The sequence below is a fragment of the Verrucomicrobium sp. BvORR106 genome (assembly GCF_000739655.1).
Taxonomy (GTDB): domain Bacteria; phylum Verrucomicrobiota; class Verrucomicrobiia; order Verrucomicrobiales; family Verrucomicrobiaceae; genus Verrucomicrobium.
The window spans coordinates 1-23,757 of the sequence record NZ_BATR01000032.1 but is presented as its reverse complement, the minus strand read 5'-3'; the positions used below and the strand labels follow the sequence as shown (position 1 = coordinate 23,757).

General features: G+C 60.6%; 29 protein-coding genes and 1 pseudogene. 20 read left to right on the top strand and 10 right to left on the bottom strand.

Features of this window, described 5'->3' with window-relative positions; all coding sequences use genetic code 11:
- Nucleotides 1-436 (bottom strand): annotated as a pseudogene (locus BV106_RS05635) (phosphate ABC transporter substrate-binding protein); the annotation flags it as partial.
- 163 nt (nucleotides 437-599) lie between these two features.
- Between BV106_RS05635 and BV106_RS05630 the strand changes: the two are divergent.
- From BV106_RS05630 to BV106_RS05605, 7 genes are all read left to right on the top strand, one after another.
- A complete protein-coding gene (locus BV106_RS05630) occupies nucleotides 600-2,231 on the top strand; it encodes an L-lactate permease (RefSeq protein WP_038161773.1) in 1,632 nt (543 codons plus the stop codon).
- Nucleotides 2,232-2,335: 104 nt separating this feature from the next.
- Nucleotides 2,336-2,938 carry a hypothetical protein gene (locus tag BV106_RS05625; protein ID WP_038161770.1) on the top strand — a complete coding sequence of 201 codons (603 nt, stop codon included), beginning with the start codon at nucleotides 2,336-2,338 and terminating at the stop codon, nucleotides 2,936-2,938.
- A 241-nt stretch (nucleotides 2,939-3,179) separates the two neighbouring features.
- Nucleotides 3,180-3,344, top strand: a complete 165-nt coding sequence (locus BV106_RS05620) for a DUF1328 family protein (protein WP_009966117.1) — start codon at nucleotides 3,180-3,182, stop codon at nucleotides 3,342-3,344.
- A 183-nt stretch (nucleotides 3,345-3,527) separates the two neighbouring features.
- Nucleotides 3,528-4,340, top strand: coding sequence for a hypothetical protein (locus BV106_RS05615; protein ID WP_038161767.1), 813 nt, complete (start codon nucleotides 3,528-3,530; stop codon nucleotides 4,338-4,340).
- Nucleotides 4,341-4,585: 245 nt separating this feature from the next.
- Entirely contained in the window at nucleotides 4,586-4,726 is a 141-nt protein-coding gene (locus BV106_RS37085) for a DUF3096 domain-containing protein (RefSeq protein WP_081891534.1), read from the top strand.
- A gap of 114 nt (nucleotides 4,727-4,840) precedes the next feature.
- Complete coding sequence (locus BV106_RS05610) at nucleotides 4,841-5,098, top strand: hypothetical protein (protein ID WP_038161765.1); 258 nt, start codon at nucleotides 4,841-4,843, stop codon at nucleotides 5,096-5,098.
- Nucleotides 5,099-5,291: 193 nt separating this feature from the next.
- Entirely contained in the window at nucleotides 5,292-6,725 is a 1,434-nt protein-coding gene (locus BV106_RS05605; RefSeq protein WP_038161764.1) for an ATP-binding protein, read from the top strand.
- Nucleotides 6,726-7,064: 339 nt separating this feature from the next.
- Here BV106_RS05605 and BV106_RS05600 read toward each other — a convergent pair whose 3' ends face one another.
- Nucleotides 7,065-8,657: an RtcB family protein gene (locus BV106_RS05600; protein WP_038161762.1), complete on the bottom strand. Its 1,593-nt coding sequence runs from the start codon at nucleotides 8,655-8,657 to the stop codon at nucleotides 7,065-7,067.
- Between the two features lie 147 nt (nucleotides 8,658-8,804).
- Here BV106_RS05600 and BV106_RS05595 point away from each other — a divergent pair, with 147 nt between their 5' ends.
- Entirely contained in the window at nucleotides 8,805-9,305 is a 501-nt protein-coding gene (locus BV106_RS05595; RefSeq protein ID WP_051945170.1) for an N-acetyltransferase, read from the top strand.
- On the opposite strand, the gene BV106_RS05590 is transcribed toward BV106_RS05595, so the two are convergent.
- Entirely contained in the window at nucleotides 9,302-9,517 is a 216-nt protein-coding gene (locus BV106_RS05590; protein ID WP_038161760.1) for a hypothetical protein, read from the bottom strand. The genes BV106_RS05595 and BV106_RS05590 overlap by 4 nt on opposite strands.
- Before the next feature lie 176 nt (nucleotides 9,518-9,693).
- Between BV106_RS05590 and BV106_RS38125 the strand changes: the two genes are divergently transcribed.
- Nucleotides 9,694-9,978, top strand: coding sequence for a hypothetical protein (locus tag BV106_RS38125; protein WP_265595366.1), 285 nt, complete (start codon nucleotides 9,694-9,696; stop codon nucleotides 9,976-9,978).
- 161 nt (nucleotides 9,979-10,139) lie between these two features.
- Here BV106_RS38125 and BV106_RS05580 read toward each other — a convergent pair whose 3' ends face one another.
- From BV106_RS05580 to BV106_RS05555, 6 genes are all read right to left on the bottom strand, one after another.
- Entirely contained in the window at nucleotides 10,140-10,823 is a 684-nt protein-coding gene (locus BV106_RS05580; RefSeq protein ID WP_038161755.1) for an HAD family phosphatase, read from the bottom strand.
- A gap of 111 nt (nucleotides 10,824-10,934) precedes the next feature.
- Nucleotides 10,935-11,768: a metal ABC transporter permease gene (locus tag BV106_RS05575; protein WP_038161751.1), complete on the bottom strand. Its 834-nt coding sequence runs from the start codon at nucleotides 11,766-11,768 to the stop codon at nucleotides 10,935-10,937.
- A 12-nt stretch (nucleotides 11,769-11,780) separates the two neighbouring features.
- Nucleotides 11,781-12,698: a metal ABC transporter permease gene (locus BV106_RS05570; protein WP_038161749.1), complete on the bottom strand. Its 918-nt coding sequence runs from the start codon at nucleotides 12,696-12,698 to the stop codon at nucleotides 11,781-11,783.
- Nucleotides 12,695-13,594, bottom strand: coding sequence for a manganese/iron ABC transporter ATP-binding protein (locus tag BV106_RS05565; protein ID WP_038161747.1), 900 nt, complete (start codon nucleotides 13,592-13,594; stop codon nucleotides 12,695-12,697). Before BV106_RS05565 ends, BV106_RS05570 begins: the two co-directional genes overlap by 4 nt.
- Before the next feature lie 52 nt (nucleotides 13,595-13,646).
- On the bottom strand, nucleotides 13,647-14,576 hold the full coding sequence (locus BV106_RS05560) for a metal ABC transporter substrate-binding protein (protein WP_038161744.1): 930 nt from the start codon (nucleotides 14,574-14,576) through the stop codon (nucleotides 13,647-13,649).
- A 74-nt stretch (nucleotides 14,577-14,650) separates the two neighbouring features.
- Nucleotides 14,651-15,502, bottom strand: a complete 852-nt coding sequence (locus tag BV106_RS05555; RefSeq protein WP_051945167.1) for a transporter — start codon at nucleotides 15,500-15,502, stop codon at nucleotides 14,651-14,653.
- A 175-nt stretch (nucleotides 15,503-15,677) separates the two neighbouring features.
- Between BV106_RS05555 and mntR the strand changes: the two genes are divergently transcribed.
- The 11 genes from mntR (at nucleotide 15,678) to BV106_RS05500 (ending at nucleotide 22,757) form a co-directional block, all read left to right on the top strand.
- The gene (gene mntR / locus BV106_RS05550; protein WP_038161741.1) at nucleotides 15,678-16,118 is read left to right on the top strand and encodes a transcriptional regulator MntR; all 441 of its coding nucleotides are present in this window, start codon (nucleotides 15,678-15,680) and stop codon (nucleotides 16,116-16,118) included.
- Between the two features lie 67 nt (nucleotides 16,119-16,185).
- Nucleotides 16,186-16,458 (top strand): hypothetical protein, encoded by a 273-nt coding sequence (locus BV106_RS05545; RefSeq protein ID WP_038161738.1) that lies wholly within the window; start codon nucleotides 16,186-16,188, stop codon nucleotides 16,456-16,458.
- Between the two features lie 536 nt (nucleotides 16,459-16,994).
- Nucleotides 16,995-18,338, top strand: coding sequence for a sialidase family protein (locus BV106_RS05540; protein WP_265595365.1), 1,344 nt, complete (start codon nucleotides 16,995-16,997; stop codon nucleotides 18,336-18,338).
- 35 nt (nucleotides 18,339-18,373) lie between these two features.
- A complete protein-coding gene (locus BV106_RS05535) occupies nucleotides 18,374-18,847 on the top strand; it encodes a cupin domain-containing protein (RefSeq protein WP_038161732.1) in 474 nt (157 codons plus the stop codon).
- Between the two features lie 17 nt (nucleotides 18,848-18,864).
- Nucleotides 18,865-19,191: a low molecular weight protein tyrosine phosphatase family protein gene (locus BV106_RS05530; RefSeq protein ID WP_038161729.1), complete on the top strand. Its 327-nt coding sequence runs from the start codon at nucleotides 18,865-18,867 to the stop codon at nucleotides 19,189-19,191.
- A 69-nt stretch (nucleotides 19,192-19,260) separates the two neighbouring features.
- Nucleotides 19,261-19,566 carry a hypothetical protein gene (locus BV106_RS05525; RefSeq protein WP_038161726.1) on the top strand — a complete coding sequence of 102 codons (306 nt, stop codon included), beginning with the start codon at nucleotides 19,261-19,263 and terminating at the stop codon, nucleotides 19,564-19,566.
- Between the two features lie 21 nt (nucleotides 19,567-19,587).
- Entirely contained in the window at nucleotides 19,588-20,277 is a 690-nt protein-coding gene (locus tag BV106_RS05520) for a hypothetical protein (protein ID WP_038161724.1), read from the top strand.
- 94 nt (nucleotides 20,278-20,371) lie between these two features.
- A complete protein-coding gene (gene bioB / locus BV106_RS05515) occupies nucleotides 20,372-21,436 on the top strand; it encodes a biotin synthase BioB (RefSeq protein ID WP_038161721.1) in 1,065 nt (354 codons plus the stop codon).
- A gap of 157 nt (nucleotides 21,437-21,593) precedes the next feature.
- Nucleotides 21,594-22,007: a hypothetical protein gene (locus BV106_RS05510; protein WP_038161718.1), complete on the top strand. Its 414-nt coding sequence runs from the start codon at nucleotides 21,594-21,596 to the stop codon at nucleotides 22,005-22,007.
- A complete protein-coding gene (locus BV106_RS05505) occupies nucleotides 22,004-22,216 on the top strand; it encodes a helix-turn-helix transcriptional regulator (RefSeq protein ID WP_038161715.1) in 213 nt (70 codons plus the stop codon). Before BV106_RS05510 ends, BV106_RS05505 begins: the two co-directional genes overlap by 4 nt.
- 130 nt (nucleotides 22,217-22,346) lie before the next feature.
- Nucleotides 22,347-22,757: a tetratricopeptide repeat protein gene (locus BV106_RS05500; RefSeq protein WP_038161712.1), complete on the top strand. Its 411-nt coding sequence runs from the start codon at nucleotides 22,347-22,349 to the stop codon at nucleotides 22,755-22,757.
- A 346-nt stretch (nucleotides 22,758-23,103) separates the two neighbouring features.
- On the opposite strand, the gene BV106_RS05495 is transcribed toward BV106_RS05500, so the two are convergent.
- Nucleotides 23,104-23,757 (bottom strand): transketolase C-terminal domain-containing protein (locus BV106_RS05495; protein ID WP_038161709.1); only part of this gene is annotated, 654 nt, incomplete at its 5' end.

Here is a 23,757-nt window from a genome sequence, read left to right as displayed (position 1 = left end):
ATACCTCGGCCCCCTGACCCGCATATGCCACCAGATAATGCGGGGCCTGACCCGGCTGGGAGGCAGAGCCAGGGAGGGTGGCCTTCAAGTGATCTGCCAAGCCATTGGCAATGGTCTCTCCGGTGCCGCCGTTCATGGAGGCTTGCAGTGGCACCAGAGCGAAGTCCTCCGCCGGACGCCCATCTGGCTTGGCCGACCACGGCCCGTGCGACCAGGTGCGAACACCGCGTTGAAACATCCAGTTTCCCCGGGGCGACGGCGTAGTGGTGACCAGCGGCAGGGACTCGGATCCCTCACACAATGACTGCCCCATGAGCCACAGGCCTTGCAGAGTGGGTGGAGATGGATCTGCCGCATGACCGAGGATCGCCAGCCCGGCCATCAGCAGGGTGAGGACCGACCGGAGCGAGGTTCGGGGGCAAGATGACAGGCTCATGCAAGGACAGGCTGAAAAGGAACGGAAGACCGTCCTCATTCTTGCCAATCTGGGCCGGAGTCTGACAGGATCATTTTCTCCATCACGCGCCAGGGCTTCGTTGCAAGTTTGGTGCAAGCTGCCGCGTCTTGGCCTCACGCTTTTGCCCACCTTCTCCACTTCCATGCCCTGGCTTCAGAACTACGACCCGTTTGGCAACCCCTCCCTCTCCACCCTGGTCGCAGCCATCCCGGTAGGGGTCCTGCTCGGGCTTATCGCCTCCCGGAAGCTGCGCATCCACCTCGCGGCAGTCGTGGCCCTCATCGTGGCGCTGATTGTGGCCGTGGCGGGCTTTCACATGCCTCTCACTGCCGCGACCGCGGCCGCCGGGTATGGGGCAGCCTTCGGTCTTCTGCCGGTGGGCTGGATGATCCTGAACCTGATCTTCCTCTACCAGATGACGGTGGAGAAGGGCTGGTTCGATGAACTACGCACCAGCTTCACCCGCATGGCACCGGACCCCGGCATCCAGCTCATCCTGGTTGCCTTCTGCTTCGGTGCCTTTTTTGAAGGCATCGCCGGGTTTGGCGCACCGGTGGCTGTGACCTCGGCCCTGCTTATTCAGCTGGGGTTCCGCCCGCTGGAGGCCTGTGTGCTTTCCTTGATCGCCAACACGGCCCCGGTGGCCTTTGGATCTCTGGGCATCCCCATCGTCACGCTGAACAAGGTTACGGGGCTGGGGGAGCTCACGCTCTCCCAGATGGCGGGGCGGCAGCTGCCCTTCTTCTCGGCGATCATCCCCGCCTGGATCATCGCCGTGCACGGCGGTCGTCCGGCATTGCGTCGGGCGTGGCCTGCCGCTCTCACGGCGGGAGTCTCCTTTGCCTTCATGCAGTTCATCATGTCCAACTACCACGGCCCCATGCTGGTGGACATTGTCTCCGCCCTCTTTGCCATGGGAGCCATGGCCGTGCTGCTGCGATTCTGGAAGCCTGCGGAAGCCCCTGCCAGCGCCCACGTGCAGAGCGTCGCCGATACCGGGGCCCGCATCCGCAAGCGCGCCTGGCTGCCCTGGCTCATCCTCACGGGGGTCGTGTTTGTCTGGAGCCAACCCGGCATCAAAGACAGCCTGGATGCCGCCTTCAGCCGAGATCTCCCCGTGCCCGGCCTGCACCACGAAGTGCTGCGGACGCCGCCCGTAGTTCCTGAAACCCCCGCCGCGAAGCCGGAGGCAGCCCTTTTCAAACTGAACCTGCTCTCCACCACCGGCACCGCCATCCTCCTGGCTGCCCTGATCTCCGGCCTGATCATGGGCTTCAGCCCGCTGCGCATGCTGCAGATCTGGCTGCGCACCATCATCAAGATCCGGCTCTCCCTCATCACCATCGCCTGCATGCTGGCCCTGGGCTTTGTCACGAAGTACTCTGGTGCGGATGCCACCTTGGGCCTCACACTGGCGAAGACGGGCTGGCTCTACCCGTTCTTCGGCACGCTGCTGGGCTGGCTGGGCGTGGCTCTCACGGGCTCTGACACCGCGTCGAACGTGCTCTTCGGCTCCCTGCAAACCATCACAGCGCAGCAGGTGGGGGTGAGTCCGGTGCTCATGGCCTCTGCCAACAGCGTGGGCGGCGTGATGGGCAAGATGGTGGATGCTCAGAGCATCGTGGTGGCGAGCACCGCCGCCCAGGTCTTTGGTCAGGAGGGGGCCATCCTACGCCGCGTGTTTTGGCACAGCCTGATCCTCGCATCGCTCGTCGGCGTGTTGGTCTTCCTCCAAGCCTATGTCTGGCCCTTCACCCAGATGGTGGTGAAGTAGCGCCTGTCGAATGGCACTGCTCCCCAGTTCTCGCCGCCCTCCCAGCATGCTCTGAATATTCTCGAATCACCCAACGTCCATGTTGCTCGACGTCACCACCTTCCATGAAAACAAAATACGTTCCCGCTCTGACATGGCTGACCACGCTCCTGATCGTTGCAACCGATCTGCCCGTTTGTGCCCAAGAAGCTCCCAATGCACCTGTCCCTGCGGCCGCGGCCGCATCAACACCTCCTGTTCCCGCCCGACGGCGAACCATCTTCCCTGGAGTTGACGATTCCACCAGCGTCCAGCTCAAGCAGAACTACCGGATTCACCTGACCATCTCCGGAACTGGGGAAAAGAAGCGTGAATGCACTCTGCTCACCTCTTCCCGACAGGTGAAGAGCAGCCTCTTCGCCGGAGAACTGGGTGACACCTCCGGACAAAATGTCGCGGGGCTGCCCACGGGATTGCGGATCTCCTTGAGTGGCCTGCTGGACGAGGTGGATGAAGGCCTGCGCTTTCAGTACTCCCTCACCACCTCCATTCCCACCCCCAACTCGGTTCAGAATTCAGACAAGGGCACCACCATCACCTCCTACAGCTACACCGAGGAGGGAACGACGAGTTCCGTTCTGATGAAGCCGGGCAAAACCTATGACGTGCTCAAGTCCGGCAGCCGCATTTACACGTTGAGCATCGAGGCGCTGAAGGATGATCCATAACCGCGCCGATTCACCATCTGCCAGGGTGTGCGGATTGCCACCCACAGGGGTCAAAGCAGGCATAATGCATGATCGCGGCCTCCGCTCGGACGTTCTCCCATCTCGCTTGCCACGTTCAGTCTGAGCACCTTACACGACGCTCACCCCTCCAGGCATGGGTTATGCGACTAAGATGGGCAGTGCTGTGAGATGGTCATCCGGGTGGATGGCGTCAACCAGCGGAAATCAAACCCATACCGCCATGCTTTCCTGGACTGTTACATTCCTGGTAGTTGCTTTGATCGCGGCTGTGCTCGGTTTCGGAGGCATCGCTGGTGCCGCTGCCGGGGTGGCCAAAATCTGCTTCTTTATCTTCCTGGTCTTCTTCCTGATCTCGCTGGTCACCGGTCGAAGAACAGCCCCATGACGGGCCTGCCTTTTGCCATCGCGGGCAGCAGGTCCCAACCCACATTTCATGATCAAACCCCCCGCGCAGGGCAGCCATAGGGCTGCCCTGGCTTGTTTGGGGGAGCAGGCCGGAAGTCCTGCGGGTTTGCTTTTCACGCATTCCGTGTTTTAATTGTCGGTTCGTTTCCCCCTGACCGTCTTCATGTCCAAGTTTCTGCTCATTATCGGCCTGCTCATTTTTGCTTACGCATGCCGCACGTTTCATAATCGCTACCTCAACAAGGCGGGTTGGGTGGCAGTGTTGGTAGCCAGTTATCTGGGTGCCTATTTCCTCACCGGCAGTCATGTCTGGGGCTGGCTGGCGCTCGCCCTCTGGTTCCTGTTTCCCTGGGTGGAGATCGTCGGCCGGGTGCGCAAACTCCGATTCCCCATTCACAGCCATGTGAAGCATCGGTTTCCTCCGTCCCGGGAAGTGTTCCCGGATCTGGACGAGATCACGAATGAAGTGGAAGAGGCAGGCTTCAGCAAGACCGATGACGCTGGCTGGAAGTGGGATGAGACTGACCATTTTGTCCGCCTCTTTTACAATGAGGAAAAGAAGCTCCAGGCCACCATCAGCGTCGCCCAGCAGGAGGCCTTTATCTTCTCCCATGCCAGCCTGACCACGCGCACTGCCGACGGCGAAACGCTGGTGACGACGAACTACCCCTTCAGCTTCACCATGAAGCTGTCTCCCCGTCAACGGATGAATCGCTGCGACGATGCGGAGACCTTCGAAGACATGCTGGTGTCTCACGAGGCCTTCCTGGCCCGCCATGGCGTGACCACCGACAAGACCGAAGCGCAGGATCCAGAGAACCTGCACTCCGTCATCGAAGACGATCTGGTGCAGCAGGTTTCCCACAACCTCGACGCTGGCGTCATCGTGCGCACGGATGGCGAACAGTTCCGCTATTCCTGGAGAGGCTGTTTCTTCCTCTGGTGCCAGGTCGTGAAGGACATGCTCCGCGTCTAGTTGGCTTTGGAAGGTGAGATGGCATCTTGTCCGGCCAGAACCCGATGCCAAATTTGGAAACAGCTGCAAAAAGCAAGTATCTCGCCTGTTTTGACATGCAGTTTGCATGAAAACCGGCGGGCGGCCAAGATTCTCGTTGAGAGCTAAATAGCTCATTCACAGCGACATATCGACAGAAGACAAGGTTGGAACCGAACCTGCAAGAGAGGGAAGGCAGATGCGCGTCACCGGCGCGCCCCCCTTCCATGAAAGCGACTCTCTTCCATCCCATCGTCTCCATCATTGCCGGCATCTGCGTGCTGATCTTTCCCGCATTGCTGAACTACGTGGTGGGCATCTATCTCATTCTGACAGGAGTGCTCGCGCTGAGCGGCCGCCCATCGTGATCGGATTGAAGACGAGAAGACCAAGCGAGCCCGTCGGCTCCTGATTCCCTTTTCCCCAAGCCTGAGGCCAAACAAGAACAAACCATCCACTACAAACCACACCCCCCTCCCTTTATGAAATACGACATGAAATCCAGCCTGTTGATCGCCGTCGCCCTCTTTCTCACCGGTGCGTCCGCCCTCTTGTTCACCAGTTGTGAAGAGAAGCCCCGCTCCGCCACCGAGACGGTAAAGGACGGTCTCAACATCCGTGAAAACGAGAAAGCAAAAGATGCGGGTGAGGATCTCAAAGACGCGGCTAAGGACGCAGCTGAGGGCGTGAAAGATGCGGCCAAGGATGCCAAAGAAGCCGTGAAAGACGCCACCAACTGATTTGCAGGTCCATCCCGGTGCGCAGCCTCGAATCAGAGGGGCAGCGCGCCACCTGCCCCTCTTGAGGCAGGAAAATGTGATCCCGGCCGCATGCCCGCCATGCCGTCGGGATCTTCGTTTGGGCGCGAAAGCACTCTCCTCCCTCCAGGCCTCGCCCGCTGTCTTCACCCACCCTCATCCTCTTCTTGTTTCCATGATCCGCTCCTGGCATCGCTGGCTGTTCACCATCGCCGCCTTCCTTTTGTTGGTGGCCCTGGCCGCCAACATTCGCAGTGCCCGTCTCACCGAACAGAACATCACCAGTGTGCTGCACACGGATGAGGTCATGGCCCGTTTCCTCCGGCTGCGCGCGCTGCTCAGCGAGACCGAATCCACCGCCCGAGGCTACGCCTTGGCGGGCGATACAGTGAGTCTGGCCCTCATGGGGCAGAGCCGTGCAGACGCCCTGCTGGAGTTGCGCAGGATTGAGGAAATGACACACGACAATCCTGTGCAGCAGGAGCTGCTCGTCCGCGTGCGGGAGCTGGCGGAGTCTCGTTTTGCCGCGTTTGACCTGATGGTGACGCAACGGGGCAATGCGGTGGACCCGCGCACGATGATCCCGCTGGTGGACGAAGGCCGTGGTCTGAGCCGTGCCCTCCAGGCCCGCATGGATGAGGGCCTTGCGAGGGAACAGCTGCTCTTTGACCGGCGCAACGCACGCACCTGGTGGCATCTGCACATGCTCCACCTCACGTCCATCGGGAGCGGCGTCATGGCCATCATCACCGCCGCCGCAGGCTTGTTCCTTATGAAGCGGGCCCAAAAGTCGGCGCTGAAAGCAGCGGTGCTGGAGCTCGACAAGGCCCGGGTGGAGCACATCGCACAAAAGAAAAGCCGCTTCCTCGCCAACGTCAGCCATGAGATCCGCAATCCGCTGACCTCCATCATCGGGCATGCCGAACTCCTGGCCAGGAGCCCCGACAGCAGGGCCGGACAGGAATCCCTGGCGGCCATCCAGGCCAGTGGGCGATCGCTGCTGCGCCTGGTGAACGATTTGCTCGATCTCTCCCGCATGGAGGTAGGCCGCTTGAAGCTGGATCCCACACCGATCAACGTGCGGGATGTGTTGCATGAAGTTGCGGTGGTGCACGAGGGCGCGATCCGCTTAAAGGGACTCGCTTTCATCTGCCGCACGTCTCCGGAGGTCCCACCTCTGCTGGAACTGGATGTAGAACGTCTGAAACAGGTGCTGGGGAATCTGGTCTCCAACGCGCTGAAATTCACTGCGGAAGGCAGCATCGCCCTGGAGGCTTTTGGCACCCGGGTGGCAGGCACCCATCCCAAGTTTGACCTGCAGTTCCGCGTCTCTGACACCGGCGTGGGCATCTCTGAAACCGATCAAAAGCGCATCTTCCGCGACTATGAACAAGTGGCGGAGAATGCAGCCGGCCGTGGCACAGGCCTGGGTCTCAGCATCTCCCGTCAGCTCGTTCAGCTGATGGGTGGGACTATCGCCTTGAAAAGCGAAACGGGCGAAGGCTCGTTCTTCACCATCAATCTCCCCGGCGTGCCTGTGGTGCCAGGGGGCACGGTGTCTGCGAGTGCGGACGAGGATGCGAAGGCCGAGACAGCGGCGGCGAGGTGAGGTGGTCGAGTGAGGTGCCTACCGGTTTCGGAGAGTTCGCTGAAGTTCTTCCTCGAAGAGGATGGGGCAACAAGCCCAACGTTGACGAGCTTCCAGCGAGTCTACGTTGGCCGTCCAACCCCGATCCCAGCGTACACCTTGGGCCCTTGTTCATCATGGGAGCCACGCTGTTATACACGGGGGAAATTTGTGCCTCCTCACGTCGACAACTACGATCGGCGTTGTTTCCCATACCCAAATGGAACGTCGCAACGGCCAGCCAGCATTCAAGAGTGCTGGCCCGCTGCGCGGGAATCGCGGGCCATCAGCACTCGCACAAACTCCTAGAACCCTTTTCTCTCAATCGTCCTCATCCGCCTCTACCTCCACGTTCCCGCCATCATCCAGATCCCGCAACCGCTGACGTTCCTTCCGGCGGTCGGAACGGTGCTCGATGGCGCGGAGCTGCTTGGGGGTGAGCTCGTCCTTGCGGCGAATCCAGGGCGGGGGACCGGAGTCGCCGGCCATGATGGAGCCGAGGGGCTCAATCTCCGCCACCACATCGGCAAGACCGAACTGCTGGATCTGCGCCTTCACCTGCGCGGCGGGCTTATAGCCCAGGGGTGACTCGGACAAATCGGGCTTCCCGTAGTACCAGCGGGCTTCAATCCCGCGGGTGCTGTGCTCCAGGGCCTGTTGCACACGTTTGGCATCGAGCTCGCCCTCCTCATTCCGATAGGCCCGCAACATGGCGGTGCGGGACTGATTTCGTCCCGCGCCATGCGGGCAGAACGAGAGGTAGTCCTCATTGTCACGCCCCAGCACGACGAGGATGGGGCTGGCCATGTTCAGCGGAATGAGGCCCAGCAGCGGCCGCCCGGCCTCATCCTTCCAGGCTGGGGTCGCCCCCTTGCCATGGAGGAAGGTGTCCCCACGCTTCCAGACAAAATTGTGTTCGTTCCCAAAGGCGGCCACCTTGACACTACCTGTTCTTTCCAAGAACCTGGCATGGATGCTCTCGTGATTGGCCTTCGTCCACCGCGAGACGTATTGCAACGCCTCCCAGTAGTCACGGCCTTCCTGGGTGCCATAGTCCAGCCATGCCGCCGGGGCGGGAATGTCGATGGCGTGACGTTTCACATGTGCCAGGGCCGCCTTCTGCCCGCGGGCATAGACCTTGGCCCCCAGACCACGGGAACCGTGGTGAGTCACCAGCACGAGGCTTTCATCATGTCCAGTCAATGAATCAGCCAGCTCTACATGCCCGGCGGCGCGCAACTGCTGGCGAGCCGCCTCAGTAATCCGGATGCGACCCAGATAGGCAAAGTGGTTGCCATCACCCTGATCGGCCATGTGTTTGAGCGCATCCTCCCGCAGACCTTGCAGAAACGGGTTCTGCCACACATTTTCATGATTTACGGAATGCGGCACATAGTTCTCCGGCCGCCGTCCTCCCATGCCAAAGCGGGTGGAGGCCATGAGGTCGTCCAGCATTTCTGTCACGCCTTTGGGGCACTGGAAGAAGGTGGCGTGCATGGAGCAGCAGATGTCCGCACTGTGGGCACTGGGGATGATGGCGTTCTCCACAGCCACCGCGCCACCGACCGGGATGGTGGCAGGCACCGAACCGGCGGGGCAGGCATCAGGCATGACCGCGCCGCGGGTCACCACGGGCGTCTGCAGCAGCTCATTCATGTAACGACGCACGGACTTGATGTTGCGCTCGTCCTCAGGGCACGTCGCCTCAATGGCCTCAGCCAGGGGCGCAGGCTCCGCCTTCATGGTCAACTTCGGTGCGGTGGGCGGAAAGTCCCGGCGCAGCAGTTTCAGCAAGTAAGCCGGGTCCGTAACACCCCGCGCCTCATACTCGGCGGCTTTGACAAGGGCTTGTCCAATCTGCGGTCCCGGGGCCCATCCGGCCTCCAGAAAATCTTCTCCATTTAACACTGACATTGCAGGAAACTGCCAGATGAAGTGAGCCTTGTCGAGCGCCGTGGCGTCAGGTGCCCTGACTCTGCAGTCAGGATACTGCAATGTGAAAATGAGGTCACCATCTGTCCAGAAACCATCGCCGGAGTCGTATGGGTATTCGTCCCCTGCATGCCCCAACATCCTGCGATCCCACCCAGCTTCTCCATCCGCCCGATACGCCTCCAAGACGAGGCGGCGCTGGCGCAACTGCTGGTGACGTGTCGTGAAAACACGTTCCACTGGCGGGCACCGGGCAGCTTCACGCTTGCGGACTTCGCCATCGAAACCGCAGGGGAGCGCATCTGGGTGGCTGAGGCGGACGACGGGGCCGTCTGGGGGTTCATCTCCATCTGGGAGCCGGACAACTTCATCCACCACCTGTATGTGCACCCTGCGAGTCAGGGGCAGGGAGTGGGGGAGGCCTTGATGCGCACCCTCTTCTCCTTCAAGGAAACAACCTGGACGTTGAAATGTGCGACGGCCAATGCGCGCGCCCTGGCCTTCTATGAAAAGCACGGGTGGACCGTGGAGGCGCGTGGGGAGGATGTGGGCAGTGATTATTTCCTCATGCGATCTCCCGTCCCGGACGGAGGAGACGCCGGCCCGGGCCGGTGGCATGACGAACCTTAATCGTGCCCGGGGCAATGCCAGTGGCGGCCGCGATGGTCACACCAGTCATGGCAGTGATGATGATGGTGACAGCCGCAGAAGCGGACACCACAGACATGGCGCAGCTTTTGCATGAAGGTGTCGCCAGGGGTGTTGGGGCTCACCGTGGAGGCAGCCATGGTGGCGCCACAGGCGAGCACAAGAACGGCAAGGGGAACAAACAGCATTTTCATGGTAGGAGGCTTCTCAAGGGAAGCAGCTGGAGGACTGAAGCAGTGCGGGTTTCAATAAACTACTCCCGCCTCTCATCAGGCCACCACCCGGCGGCCCTGCCGAGACAGGAGGGCAGCCCAGATCACCGGCCGATCACCACATAGCCAACGCCCGGAATGTAGATGGTGTGACCACCATGACCGTGGCCATGACCGCCGTGGCCGTGGCCATGACCGCCGTGGCCATGTCCGTGACCACCGTGGCCATGTCCGTGACCACCGTGGCCATGTCCGTGACCACCGTGGCCATGTCCGTGACCACCGTGGCCATGTCCGTGACCACCGTGGCCATGTCCGTGACCACCGTGTCCGTGGCCGCCGTGGCCGTGACCGCCGTGGCCGTGGCCGTGGCCATGGTCATGCCCGCCGGCAAAGGTCGCAGTGGGAGCGAAGGCAAGAGTGAGCGCGATAACGAGGGATGAGATGACGAGTTTCATTGGGGTTTTTGAGCCGCGGTGTTGCGTTGTTTTGTGCGTCGCGGTTCGTCATATCAGACGAGGCTCATGAACCCTTATTCATCATTCGATGCTCATTCTAAAAAATCTCCCAACACCCTTGGCCAGCCCTCCTGCCACCGTCACTTTCACAGACCTGTGGCTGCAATGATCGTCTCCACGCGCAAACCCTCGAGGTTCGAGTAAGCAACATCCGCCTGGCCCAGGCTTTCCAGCGGATGGGTTGTGGCCACTGCCACCACCTTCATGCCGGCGCGTTTGCCAGCCTCAATCCCGACATGCGCATCTTCAAACACCACACAACGCTCAGGTGTGCGGCCCAGCTTTTCCGCGGCCTTCAGGAACACCTGCGGATCGGGCTTGCCCACGGTGACATCTTCCGCGCTGACAATGTGCTGAAAATAGCGATCCAGCCCGGTCATGCCCATGATGGTCTCGATGTTCAAACGCGGCGTGGAGGACCCCACCGAGGTGGGGATGCCGAGCGAGAGCAATTCCTCCAGGAGCGTCACCACGCCGGGCAGAGGGACGATGCCGTCGCGCCGCAGGATCTCCCGGTAGAGCTCCTCCTTGCGATTGCCCAGTCGGGCGATTTCTGCGTGGTCATCTGCTGCCACAAAATCAAAGCACATGGGGATGATCTGCTGGTTGCGCATCCCAAAAGTGGCCTTGAAGAAGCCTTCTGGCATGGGACGGCCGAGCTCAGTAAACAGGAGCTGCCAGCTTTCCTCATGCTGCGCATGGGAGTCGATGATGACGCCATCCCAGTCAAAGATGAAACCGGTGGTGGCGGAGAGGGAGGTGTCGGGCATGAGGCAATGAAGGTGGCAAACTTCAAATCTCAAACTTCAAACTTCACGAGTTGACGTCGTGGGCCCGGTCGAAGTCAGGCACCCCCGCTGTAGGCAGGGGCCATTCCCCATTTACCCCCTGACCCGGCGGGAGGCAATGAGGCCATGCCGGGGAGCAAAGACAAAGGCGAGGGCGAAGAGCAGTGCCTGCACGAGCACCATGCTGGCGCCTGGAGCGGCATCCAGGAAGAAGCTGACATAGACCCCGGCCACGCACGAGAAGATGGAGGACAGTGCCGCCACGATGAGCATGCGATCAAAACGATCCGTCAACAGGTGGGCGATGCAGCCCGGCGTGATGAGCATGGCCACCACCAGCAGAATGCCGACCGCCTGTAGCGCCGCCACGATGGTACCGGCCAGCAGTGCGAGAAGGAGATAGTAGAGCACCTGCGTGTTCAACCCAATGGTGCGTGCGTGCGTGGGATCAAAGCAGTACAGGAGCAGATCCCGACGCAGCGTGAGCACTATCGCCAGCGTGAGAATGGCGGCGACGAGCGTCTGGATCTTGCTGCTGCGCTCGATGCCCAGGATGTTGCCAAAGAGGATGTGATTGAGGTGCACGTCCGTCTGCACCTTGGTGAACATCACCAGTCCCAGAGCAAACAGCCCGGTGAAGATGATGCCCATGACGGTGTCTTCCTTGATCCGCGTGTTCGCCTTGACCCAGCCGGTGGCCGTGGCACACAGCAGCCCGGTGACAAAGGCCCCAACGGCCAGGGGCAGACCCAGCAGATAAGCCCCGACAACGCCGGGAAGCACGGCGTGGGAGATGGCGTCCCCCATGAGGGACCATCCCTTTAGCACCAGGTAGCAGGAAAGCACGGCACACACCGTGCCCACCAGGGCCCCGATGAGCATAGCATCCACCATGAAGGAGTAACGGAAAGGTTCGAGCCAGTCCATGAGCAGGTCAGGTTACGCGGAGAGAGAGGACGAGGGCGGTTGCGGCCCCTTGGGCATGGAAGGTGCCAGCGCGCCGGCGACCGCCCGGGCTTCCCGGCGACGGGCCCGCGCCGCGAGCAGCCCGTGCTTGGGCGCCAGGACCAGCGCTATGAGAAAGAGGCAGGTCTGGAGCACGACGATGCAGCCACCGGTGGATCCATCCAGGAAGTAGCTGGCATAGGCACCCGCAATCCCGCAGAACAGGCCCATACCCGTAGCCAGGATGATCATACGGCCAAAGCGATCCGTCAGCAGGTAGGCCGTGGCCCCGGGGGTAACTAGCATGGCCACCACGAGCACCGCACCCACCGTCTGCATGGCGGCGACCGCCGTGGCAGAAAGCAGCGCCAGCAGCAGGAAGTGGAGGAACGTGGTATTCATCCCCAAACTGCGGGCGTGGCTGGCATCAAAACAATAGACCAGCAGATCCCGCCATTTCACCAGCAGGACCCCCAGTGAGAGACCGGCGATGCAGACCACCTGGACGATGTCCTGGTCGGAGATGCCCAGGATGTTGCCAAAGACGATGGTGCGCAGATTGATCGAGCTGGGAAACACGGAGAGCAGCAGCACGCCCAAGGCAAACCAGGTGGTGAAGACCACACCGATCACGGCATCCTCCCGCAATCGGGAGCGATGCTTCACCCAGCCCATGCCCACCGCCGCCAGCAGGCCGGCCACGAAGGCCCCCAGGGAAAAGGGGAGGCCAAAAATGGACGCCACCGCCACCCCAGGCACGATGGCGTGAGAGAGCGCATCCCCCATGAGCGACCAGCCCTTCAGCGTGATGAAGCACGAGAGGAAGGCGCACACCGCGCCGATGAGTCCACTCAGAAGAATGGCCTTCACCATGTACTCGTACTGAAAGGGGACGAGCAGGCTGTCCATCATTTCCGCGAATCCTCCACCAGCGGCCCGGTTTTGGTGCCTACGCCGCTCCGCTTGGGTGCGCCGTCGTGACCGAGGAGCAGGGGACGCTCATCATCAGAGAGGAGCAGGACCTCGTTCCGCGCGGACCCCGGGAGGTCCGTGTGATCGAACTTGAAGTGCCGCAACACGCCGCCGAAGGCCTTGGCCAGGTTTTCTTCTGTAAAGATCTGCGCTGTGGGCCCGGAGGCCAGCACGGTGCGGTTCACCAGCACCACGCGATCACAAAACTCCGGCACGCTGCCAAGGTTGTGGGTGGAAACCAGGATGATGTGCCCATCTTCCCGCAGCTCCTCCAGGAGATCAATGATGGCCGTTTCCGTCTTCACATCCACGCCGGTGAAAGGCTCATCCAGGAGCATGATGCGCCCGCGCTGCGCCAGCGCCCGCGCCAGGAAGACACGCTTCTTCTGGCCTCCGGAAAGCTCGCCGATCTGGCGGTCCTTGAACTCGGACATGCCCACGCGTTCCAGGCTCTCCTTCACAATGCGCCGGTCCTCTTCCCGCGGAATGCGCAGGAAGTTCATGGAGCCGTAGCGCCCCATCATGACCACGTCCCACACGCTCACGGGAAAGGTCCAGTCCACCTCCTCACTCTGCGGCACGTAGGCCACCAAGTTGCGCTTCTGCGCCTCCTTCACCGGACGTCCGCCGATGCTCACTGTCCCTTTGGCGGGCTTCAGGAAACCCATGATCACCTTGAAGAGGGTGCTCTTCCCGCTGCCGTTCACGCCCACCAGGGCGCAGACGGTGCCAGAATGCAGACTGAAGGTGGTGTCCCGCAGGGCCACGTTGCCGTTGGTATAGGCCACCGTGACATCGGTGACTTCGATCGAGAGCGGCGTGGAGTCGTCGGACATGGAGCGGGCGGGGGACGATGCACCCCGCCGTTCTGGCCGCGGCTCACCGCGTTCACCGTCCGGCGAAGCCTTGTACAATAGTGTCGGCATTGGTTTGGAGCAATTGAAGATATGTCGGAGCAGGACCATCGTCGTTGGTGAGCGAGTCCACGTAGAGCACGCCGCCGTATTTGGCACCGGTCTCCTTGGCGACCTGGAGCATGGCCTTGTCACTGATGGTGCTCTCAGAAAAGACCACCGGGATCTTGTTGGCCCGCACCCCATCCACCACCTTCTGCACCTGCTGCGGGGTGCCTTCCTGATCCGCATTGATGGGCCAGAGATAGAGCTCCTTCAGATCATAGTTCCGCGTCAGGTAAGAGAAGGCCCCTTCGCAACTGACCAGCCAGCGCTGCTCTGCCGGGATGGCCGCCAGCTTCTGGCGCACGGGTTCATCCACGGCCTTGATCTTCGCGGTGTAAGCGGCGGCGTTCGTATTGTAAGTAGCCTCATTGGCAGGATCCAGTTTTACCAAAGCCTTGCGGATGTTCTCCACATAGACCACGGCGTTTTCCGGCGACATCCACGAGTGCGGATTGGGTTTGCCGGAATAGGGCCCTTCGCCGATGCCGATGGGTTCCACGCCTTCCGTCAGCACCGCGCTGGACACGCCCTTCACCTCCTGGAAGAATTTCTCGAACCAGCGTTCCAGGCCCATGCCGTTCCACAAGACAAGGTCCACATGCTGGGCCTTCACCAGATCCAGCGGCGTAGGTTCGTAGTCGTGAATCTCTGCACCCGGCTTGGTGATGGACTCCACGATGGCGGCATTCCCTGCCACATTCTGCGCCATGTCCTGGATGATGGTGAACGTGGTGAGGATCCGCTTGGGACCGGATCTCCGGGTGCCTTTGTCTCCGGACTTGGGTCCGCAGGCGGTGAGCCCGGTAGCGGCAACGGTCGCAAGCGTCAGGGTGGTGAGGAAGTGGCGGCGGGGCGTCATGTCAGAACTTATGGGTGCAGGGTGGTTAGAAAGGAGGGTGCCAGAGATATGGAAAAATCAGCGGAACTGGGACGCTAGAACCTCATGGAAATGCCGAGGAAGGGGTTCAGATCGTCCGCCGCCTCCGTCACACCCACATTTACTCCGGCATCGAGCCGCAGGTTCTCAGTGAGTGCATAAGTAAAGCCGACGTCCACGGTGCCGATCCACTCGCTGGAGTTCTCCGTCGGGATCTCGGAGAAAAACTCCACGTACATACCGAGATTCTCCGTCAGATCATGACCGACGGTGATGGAGTTCACCACATGCACGGTGTGGCCGCTGCCGTCCTCGTCATTGACGACGTCCAGCTCCGTCATCAGCCCGAGGGCCCAGCCTTCGGCGAGCTCGATGGCGAGTGGAACGATGATGCCAGCCTCGGCATCCGGCACACCGTAGTCGCCGCTGGCCGTGGGGAGGGTGACAAAGGGCATGATCGCCAGCGCCGTGCGGCCGCCATCGTTGCCCCAGACATTGAACTTCGTGCGCAGCGTCAGATCGCCAAAACCTTCGTCCGTGCTCTGGACCTTGCCAGCGCGAGTGCGCTCATAGTGGTAGCTCTCCACCACCACCTGAAAGTCGATCGAGTTGGTCAGACCGAGCTTCAAGTTCATCGTGGCGACATCCAGGGCATCGTAAGCCACGCCATGCTCGCGATCCCGGGTCCAGGTGATGAGGTCGGCCTCAATCTGGAAATGCCCGGCGTCCACCGTGTAGGCGCTCTCGGTCTTGTCCGGCCGGTCCGTGCTCATCTCCCGGAGGGGCTTGGCCTGCCCACTCGTAACAACGGCTGATGGGGGTATGGATGGAACGCCCGCCAGCACGGAAGAAGCCGTGAAGCTGGTGAACAGGAAAGCAGGGAGAAGAACGGGTGAGTTGAGTTTCATGACTTGAATTGCGCACACAGCAGGCTTTGGCTTGTCTACAAATCTTAGCCTAGGCTAACTTTGCCGAGAGCAACTTCGAGTCAACAAGAAATTTTAGCCCAGACTAAGATTGCTTCATCGGACTACAGCCTTTTCAGTTTCACTGCCCGGGGTTCGCTGCTAGTTTTCCGGGACCATGTCAGACCCCCGCCCTGTTCGATCTTCCAATGGTCAGTCTCGAGCCATCGAGGACTACCTGGAGCAGATCCATAACCTCATCGAGAGCAAGGGCTACGCCCGGGTGGTGGACATTGCCCAGAATCTGGGCATCTCCCAGGCCAGCGTGACGAACATGATCCAGAAGCTGGATGCGGAGGGGTACCTGATCTATGAGCGCTATCGCGGCGTGACCCTCACGGCCGAAGGTCGGCGCGTGGGCCAGGCCATCGCCAAGCGCCACGACATCCTCACCCGCCTGCTCGCCGGCTTCGGCCTCGATGCCGAGACGGTGCACCGCGATGTGGAAGGCATGGAGCACCACATCAGCAAGAGCACGCTCAAAGTGTTGACGCTCATTCTGGAGGAACTGGAGGGGAATACGGAGCTGATGAAACGGCTCAAGGAGAAGATGGAGTAGGGGGGGCAGCGGCGGGTTGACTTTCCTGTCGTCACAGGCATCCTTGCCCGGAACTACCTACGCCTGTATGAAAAAACCCTTGGTGGCTTTTCTCCTGAGCTTCTTCATTCCGGGAGCCGGTCTGGCCTACTTGGGAAACTGGAAGGGGGCCTTCATCAACATTGGCATCGCCCTGCTGATCGGCATCGGTTGCGCCATTCTCCTGCCGGACGACTTCTTCGCCCACTACGGCCGCTACATCGGATTTGGCATCGCAGGCGGCTCCGGGGCTTTTGCCCGGCAGAAGGCGATTGAGTTCAACCAGACGGCTGGGACGGGCGCGGCCACAGGCCAGGTGTGAAGCGGTGGAGGAGGCGGGAGGGAAGTTGTTGTTGCGCCGAACTTGGATCATTCCCAAATCGAACAACCATTCGGGTTTGAAGCGCCGCATGCCTGACTTGTCAGCGTGAGGAAAACGAACCAACCGCGCTCGTTTTGGGTGGCCGCCAAGGAACCGACGCCTTCCACGCCCTCAGTCGAAGTTCTTCCTCGAAGAGGATGGGGCTACAAGCCCAACGTTGACGAGCTTCCAGCGAGTCTACGTTGGGTACGGGTGTTGAAGGCATCTACTCCGAAGGAGTTGTGGCGGTCTGAGTCCCTTTCGCATCCAAGGTTCCTTGGCAGGCACTGATTTTCCGGTCTGTGGTGCAGCGGCAGGAGTAGGGATCAAGGAGCCAAGGTAAACGCTGGAACGATCCGGAGGGCTTGGAGGTGGGCGGAAGGGTATTGCGCGAGATTCGCCCTGTAGACGTTTCAGTTGGTGCCTCCTTACGTCGACAACTACGACCGGCATTGAGAGGGGTTGGGCAAAAGGAAAGGCGCTGGGGCTGTTGGGGCATGAGCCAGGCTGACGGAGAAGATGCTGGCGACGCCGCCACCATGGTCCTCCAGTCTACACTGTCTGCTGAAACTTCCCGACACCCACCCGCGTTGCTTCACTCCATGCGCCGCTTGCTTTCCTCGCTTCTCACCGGCTTGTGCTTCCTGACACCCTGGTTGCCTCTCTCAGCCGCCCAGCCTCTGGCCCAGGACTACACGCTGGTCTTCCACAATCCCAACCCGGAGTTCTACGTAGAAGGACCTGGGCTCACGAGACTGGAGGATGGCACGCTCGTCGCCATTGTGCCAGTGGTGCCGCGCATGCAATGGAGTGAGGAAAGACGGGCCACTCAGAGCATCGTGCACATCCTCCGCAGCGGAGACGGCGGGAAGAGCTGGCAGGAAAGCTCCACGCTGCCGTACTACTCGGCCGCGCCTTTCGTGCACCAGGGTGCCCTCTACCTCTTCGCCAACAAAGGCGGCACCAAGTCCCGCAACGATGATCTACTGCTCCTGAAAAGCTCCGATGGGGGCAAAACCTGGTCGGAGCCGGTGACCCTTTTCAAGGGACACTACTGGAACTGCCACACGGGCATGGTGCAGCATCCCGACAAGATTTACTGGGCCGTGGATGACTTGAGTCTCGGCAAAAACCGCGGACCTCGTCTGGTGGCAGGGGACTTGTCCGGAGATCCGCTGAACCCCCCCGCGTGGCGCATCTCTGAGCCTGTAGCCTTCCCGGGCATCCCGGACATGATGGCCCTTCCAGAGCTGGCCAGCCTGGGCAATCAATACCTCGAACCTAATGTCATCGAGGTGGCGGGAAAACTTCGGGTCATGTGCGCGGTGAAATTCCGGCGGCAGGCGGTCACCGGCATCAATGCCATGCTGAGGGCCACGGATTCACCGGAAAAGCTGGGCCTGGAATTCGGCATGTATCACGCCATGCCGGGCGGGCAGCTCAAGTTCTGCATCATCCGGGATGAGGTGTCCAAGATGTTCTGGGCCACGGCCAATCTCCCGGTGGACAGCCTGGGCGTCTTTGACTGGTGGGAGGGGTTCAAGGAAAAAGGCGGCAAGCTGGTGGCGGAGCAGGCACCGGGCGGCAACGACCGCCGCTTCCTCATGCTGCAGTACAGCATGGATGGACTAAACTGGTTCCCCGCGGGCTGTGTCGCCCAAGCTCCGAAGGTGACGCAATCCTTCATGTACGCCCGGCCCGTGGTGGATGGAGAGGACCTGGCAATCATTGCGCGCTCCAACATCAACGGCCCGAACCATCATGACGCCGATTGCGCGACGTTTCACCGCGTGAAGAATTTCCGCAGCCTCGCACTGGATCTGGTGCCAGTGCCGGAGTAGCGTTCCAGATAGCAACTACAGACCTTAGGACACCCATGAGTTGGAGCCCCATTGTTCTTGGCCCTGGAGAAGGGGAAAAACTGCTGTTCAAGACAGGTCTAATGACATTCAAAGCCTCGTCTGCGATGACGGGTGACCAGTTCATGATTGCCGAGACCGAGCTTCCACCCGGCGTTAGCGTACCACCGCATTCGCACCCCGAAGCAGAAGTGTTCTACATCCTTCGCGGTGCGTTTGAATTTCGCGTGGGAGATATGGAACAACCACACGTTTGCACTGAGGGGGCCATCGTTTGTGTCCCGCCCCATGTGATTCACGCTTTTCAGAATCGTTTGGATTCCAGCGGCAAGATCCTTGGAATGATGCTCCCCGGCGGCGGATCTGGTCTTGAGGGCTTCTTCCGCCAGATTGGCGTGCCAGTCCGACCCGGGGATCAACAACCGGACATGAATCAACCTGCGGATCAACTCTTGCAGGACATCGCGCAAAGGCGCCTGTCGATCACTTGAACCTCAGAGCTGGCACGATGAAACGACTTCTCTTTATCTGTTCCCAGAATAAGCTGCGCAGCCCCACAGGCGAGGCTGTCTTTTCCGACTACCCAGGGGTGAAAACCGATTCCGCCGGGCTCAATCACGATGCGGAAGTGCCCCTTTCAGAAGAACAGCTGGAGTGGGCGGATGTCGTGCTCGTCATGGAGACCACGCACCGCAAACGCCTCAATGACCGGTTCGGTCAGGCCCTACGCGGCAAGCAGGTGGTGGTGCTGAACATCCCGGATCGTTACGAGTTCATGGATCCCGATCTCGTGGAACTCTTGAAGGCCCGCTGCGCGCCGTATTTACCCGGGTGAGGGAGGCGGAGATGCTGCGGTTCAAAGTGGGTTGTTCGACATCCATGGTTAACGTAAAACAGTGAGGGAATGGAGGACGCTTGGGCATTCGTTCTGATCTTGGCGGCAGCTGCCGTATGGTGGGGACTTCAGTTCCTGGCCTGGCTGCTGATCCTGCCAAGAGGAGGCGATTCTTCCGGAGCGCGAAGGTCTTTGCTGGTGTTCGGCATTGCGGCACCCGTGTTCGTGCTTCTTGTGCTGGGAGCCGGGGAGGTTCTTGGAGGACGGAAGATCGGAACCGAAATGTTGGTCATGCCGGCTGTTGTTGGTCTGGTGGTTTTTATATCCTGGCTTGGGCTCATCACCGCTTCCAAGGTCAAACGATCCCGTCTTTGACTCGCCCTCTTGACCTTGACCATGATCAACATCATTCCAGTTGTGGAAATGCCCTGGATAAAAGAGGGGGAGTGCGCCCCTTGGCCAGTGACCGATGTTCCGGGCTTGCAGTGGGTACCGCTCGAGCCCTCAAACCTCGCGTGTCTGGGAACTTTCATGCTGCAGCTCTGCTATGGGATGGAGGTGCACAGCGTGGATGAAGCCATCGAGGTCATTCGTGCATCCGATGAGCTTGGGGCCTACGGAGGTGTCCAATTCACTCAGCAGGAGACAGTGATTGGCCCCTCGTGTTGCAGTGGCCTGGAGCACTGCCACGAGTGGCTTACGTTTTTGCGTACCGGAGCGGCTCCCTGGATGGGGCATGAGCCCTCCGCCTGGGCCGAAAAGGTTGGCACCGAGATCATCATCTGGAGCGATGGCGGCAGTTCCTCACCTCGTCAGAAATTGGGCCCTTTCATAGCGGCTCCCATCTTCGAGTTCGACCAGGCATTGGCTTCGGCTGAACAGCTGCTGCAGAAGTTTCTAAGTGACGTACCTAACTGGCTTGCTGCCGTCGGTCGGGCGGATGCTCAAGACATCGTCCCCAAGATCCTTGACCGTTTCAGCATGGATCCTGGAGTGGCGGAAGCGCTGCGTCGCGATGCCGAATTGGATCGGGATCCATCTCTGGAAATGACGTTGGATGAACTGCGACGAGGCCTCGGGCGATAGAGAAGTCTGGAGCACACCTCTCAGCCCTCCAGCCACCCCTCCCGACTCCTTGACATTCAGCCCCCGGAGCCTGTATGCTCCGGCTTCAACCGTCATGACTTACACCGAACTCCACCGCCTCTACCACCAGCCGTTCTTCGACCTGCTCAAGCAGGCGCGTGCCGTTCATGAGGAACACTGGCCGGAGCGCGAAGTCCAGCTTTGCACCCTGTTGAGCATCAAGACCGGCGGTTGCAGCGAGGACTGCGGCTATTGCGCCCAGAGCTCCCGCTACTCCACTGGTCTGCAGCGCGAGAATCTCCTGAGCAAGGAAACGGTGATGGAACGCGCCCAGGCAGCAAAGGCCAATGGCTCCACCCGCTTCTGCATGGGTGCCGCCTGGAAGGGCGTCCGCATGGGCACCCAGAAATTCGAACAAGTGCTCGATATCGTCCGAGACGTCAGCACGCTGGGCATGGAAGTTTGTGTGACCCTCGGGGAACTGGGCCAGGACGAAGCCGTGGCGCTCAAGGACGCCGGGGTGACCGCCTACAACCATAACCTCGACACCTCCCGCGATCACTACAAGAACATCGTCACCACCCACACCTACGACGACCGTCTGCGCACCATCCGCCACGCCCAAGAAGCGGGCATGAGCGTCTGCTGCGGCGGCATCCTGGGTCTGGGCGAGTCCATCGATGACCGCCTGAAGATGCTGGAGACCCTGAGCAACTTCAATCCTCCGCCGGAAAGCGTGCCGATCAACAGCCTCATGCCCATCAAGGGCACGCCGATGGAGAACAACGAGCCGGTGGATGTGTTCTCGCTGGTGCGCATGATTGCCGTCACCCGCATCGCCATCCCGAACTCCAAGGTGCGTCTCAGCGCCGGCCGCTACTCCCTCAGCAAGGAAGCCCAGGCCATGTGCTACTTCGCCGGGGCCAACTCCATCTTCTACGGGGACAAGCTGCTCACGACCGTGAACCCGCGGGCCAACGAGGACATGAAGCTCCTCCAGGAACTGGGCTTGGTAGCTCAGGCTCCCAACCCGAGCATGAATGCCCCAGAGGTGGACCTCGACCGCCCGCTGTCCCCGTGCTGCACCTCCGACGAATGCCACGAGCCCGAGCAGGAACTCGTCGCAACCGGCTGTTCCAGCGGCGGCTGTGGATGCTAGTTCCTAGGGACATCCCGTGAATCTTGAAGGCGGCTCTGCGGGGCCGCCTTTTTTTGGCCCTCTGCGCTTTAAATCATGTTTCCCTGACATAATGTCATGTTTTCTTGACACGTATTCATGTCAAGATATCCTGACACCGTGTAAAGGAGACTTGACTATGAAAATGGAACTCACCGATGTACAGAAACCACACCGTCAGTATGTCATCCGTACCGCGCTCTTTATGAGTGGCTACGTCCTCGTGAACCTCGCAGCCATCGCGGGGGCATTCGACGACGTGCGAGGGAAGGGGGCCTGGGCTTTGGGCCTCGTGGTCTCCGCACCCATCATTGGGCAACTCTGGTCCCTGCTCGCTTATATGCGGGATGCTGATGAGTACGTGCGGAGCGTGATGGCCCGGACCTTCATCATTGCCAGTGGACTCGCGATGGCGCTGTTCTGCACTTGGGGATTTCTGGAGACGTATGCAGGTGCCCACCATGCGCCAGCCTGGCTGATCGTACCCACCTTCTACGCAGCATTTGGGCTGGTGACTCTTTTCACACGCGACTCCCGCCCATCCCAGCCATGAAGAACCGACTCAAAGTGCTACGAGCCGAGCACAATCTGACGCAAGACGAACTGGGCAAGATGCTGGGCGTTTCCCGCCAGGCGGTGAATGCCTTGGAAACCGAGAAGCACTCGCCTTCTCTGGATCTCGCTTACCGCATTTCCACCGTCTTCAAGCAACCCGTGGAGCAGATCTTCCAGAATCCGCACACTGGGGAAGGGGAGGGTTGAATTTTTCAGCGGGGGGGACGGTCCATCGGGACCGCTCGACGGACGCTTATCTTATTGTCGGTGAGTTGGATTTTCCCTATGATCGGGCAGGCTTGGCCAACGGTTTAACCCGATTCTCCGGTGAAAGAAGATGGCTCTCCCTCCTGATCGGCTCTCCCAAACCCTCCGTCGCTGCGAAGGCTACGGCGAGCTGGGCATGTGGCATCAGTCCTGGGAAGAGCTGGAGGACCTGCCGGACCAGGATCGCACCCGGTTGCCAGCGTTGATCTGGCGGGTGCGCACGCTGGTGGGAATGGGGTTTCATCGTAACGCGGTCTCTCTGGGTGGCGGCCTGGTGAAGTCGTTTCCAAACAGTCTCGGGGTCAAAGGCGTCATGTGCGAGGCGTTGATCGCCCTCGCCCGATCAGAAACCCAGACCGGCGACCCCCAAGTGGCGAGGGAATGCCTGGCCCAGTGCCTGGAAATCGATCCCGGCAAGCGGCAGGGGATCTTGAGCATGCCGGAGTTCAGGGACTTCGCATCTGCCCTGCCGGGTGCTTGAGAGAAGCGCAGGCCATCCGGCCGCGCCATACACCAACAACGCTGAAACGGCCTTGCCGCCACTCTTTAGGTTTAAGGAAAGTACTTCCACAAACGTCAGTCACCACCCAGGCTGGCATGAAGCGTCTTCGAGGCCTCCTCCAGTCCAAAAACTCTTTGAAACAGGGCTTTCAGACGCGCTGGAATCCAGCATCTGAATTCCGCTCCCCACGGCCTCCCGTTCTTTTTCAGTTCGGATTCAATGAAATAAATTGTGGCCAGGCTTCAATCATCTGAAAACAGTGAGGGCCGGATTGTTGGAAACAACCCGGCCCGCGATGGGATCTAGGAAACTATCTTTCCCGGTCTCAGAACATGCCCAGCACCTTGGCCACAACGACGTCGGGGTAGGGGAGCTGGAGCTTCTCGATTGGCGGGCTGTAGAAGGCCGGAGCGTCCAGGGAGCCGATGCGCTGCACAGGGGCATCGAGGTCATCGAAGCAGTGCAGGGAGATGCTGGCGGCAATCTGGGAGCTCACGGCGCAGAAGGGCTTGTTTTCATCCACACAGACTGCGCGATGGGTCTTCCGCACGGATTCGAAGATGGTTTCTTCGTCGAGCGGGCGGATCGTACGAAGATCGACCACTTCGCAGCTGATGCCGTGCTCTTCTTCCAGAATGCGAGCAGCCTCGAGGCAGGTGTTCACCGCCCGGCCATGGGAGATGAGGGACACATCCGTGCCTTCGCGCTTCACATCCGCCACGCCGAGCGGGATGAAGAGTTCGCCATCGGGCAGTTCGGAGTTTTCCGGCACATCCCATTCCTGGCCGTAGAGCACGGTGCTCTCCATGAACATCACAGGGTCATTGTCCCGGATGGCGGCCTTCATGAGGCCCTTGGCATCATAGGCATTGGAGGGGCACACGCACTTCATGCCCGGGAAGGAGGCCATGATGTTTTCCGGCGTATGAGAGTGAGTGGCTCCCACGTTGGTGCCGCCGTTGGCAGGACCACGAAGGAC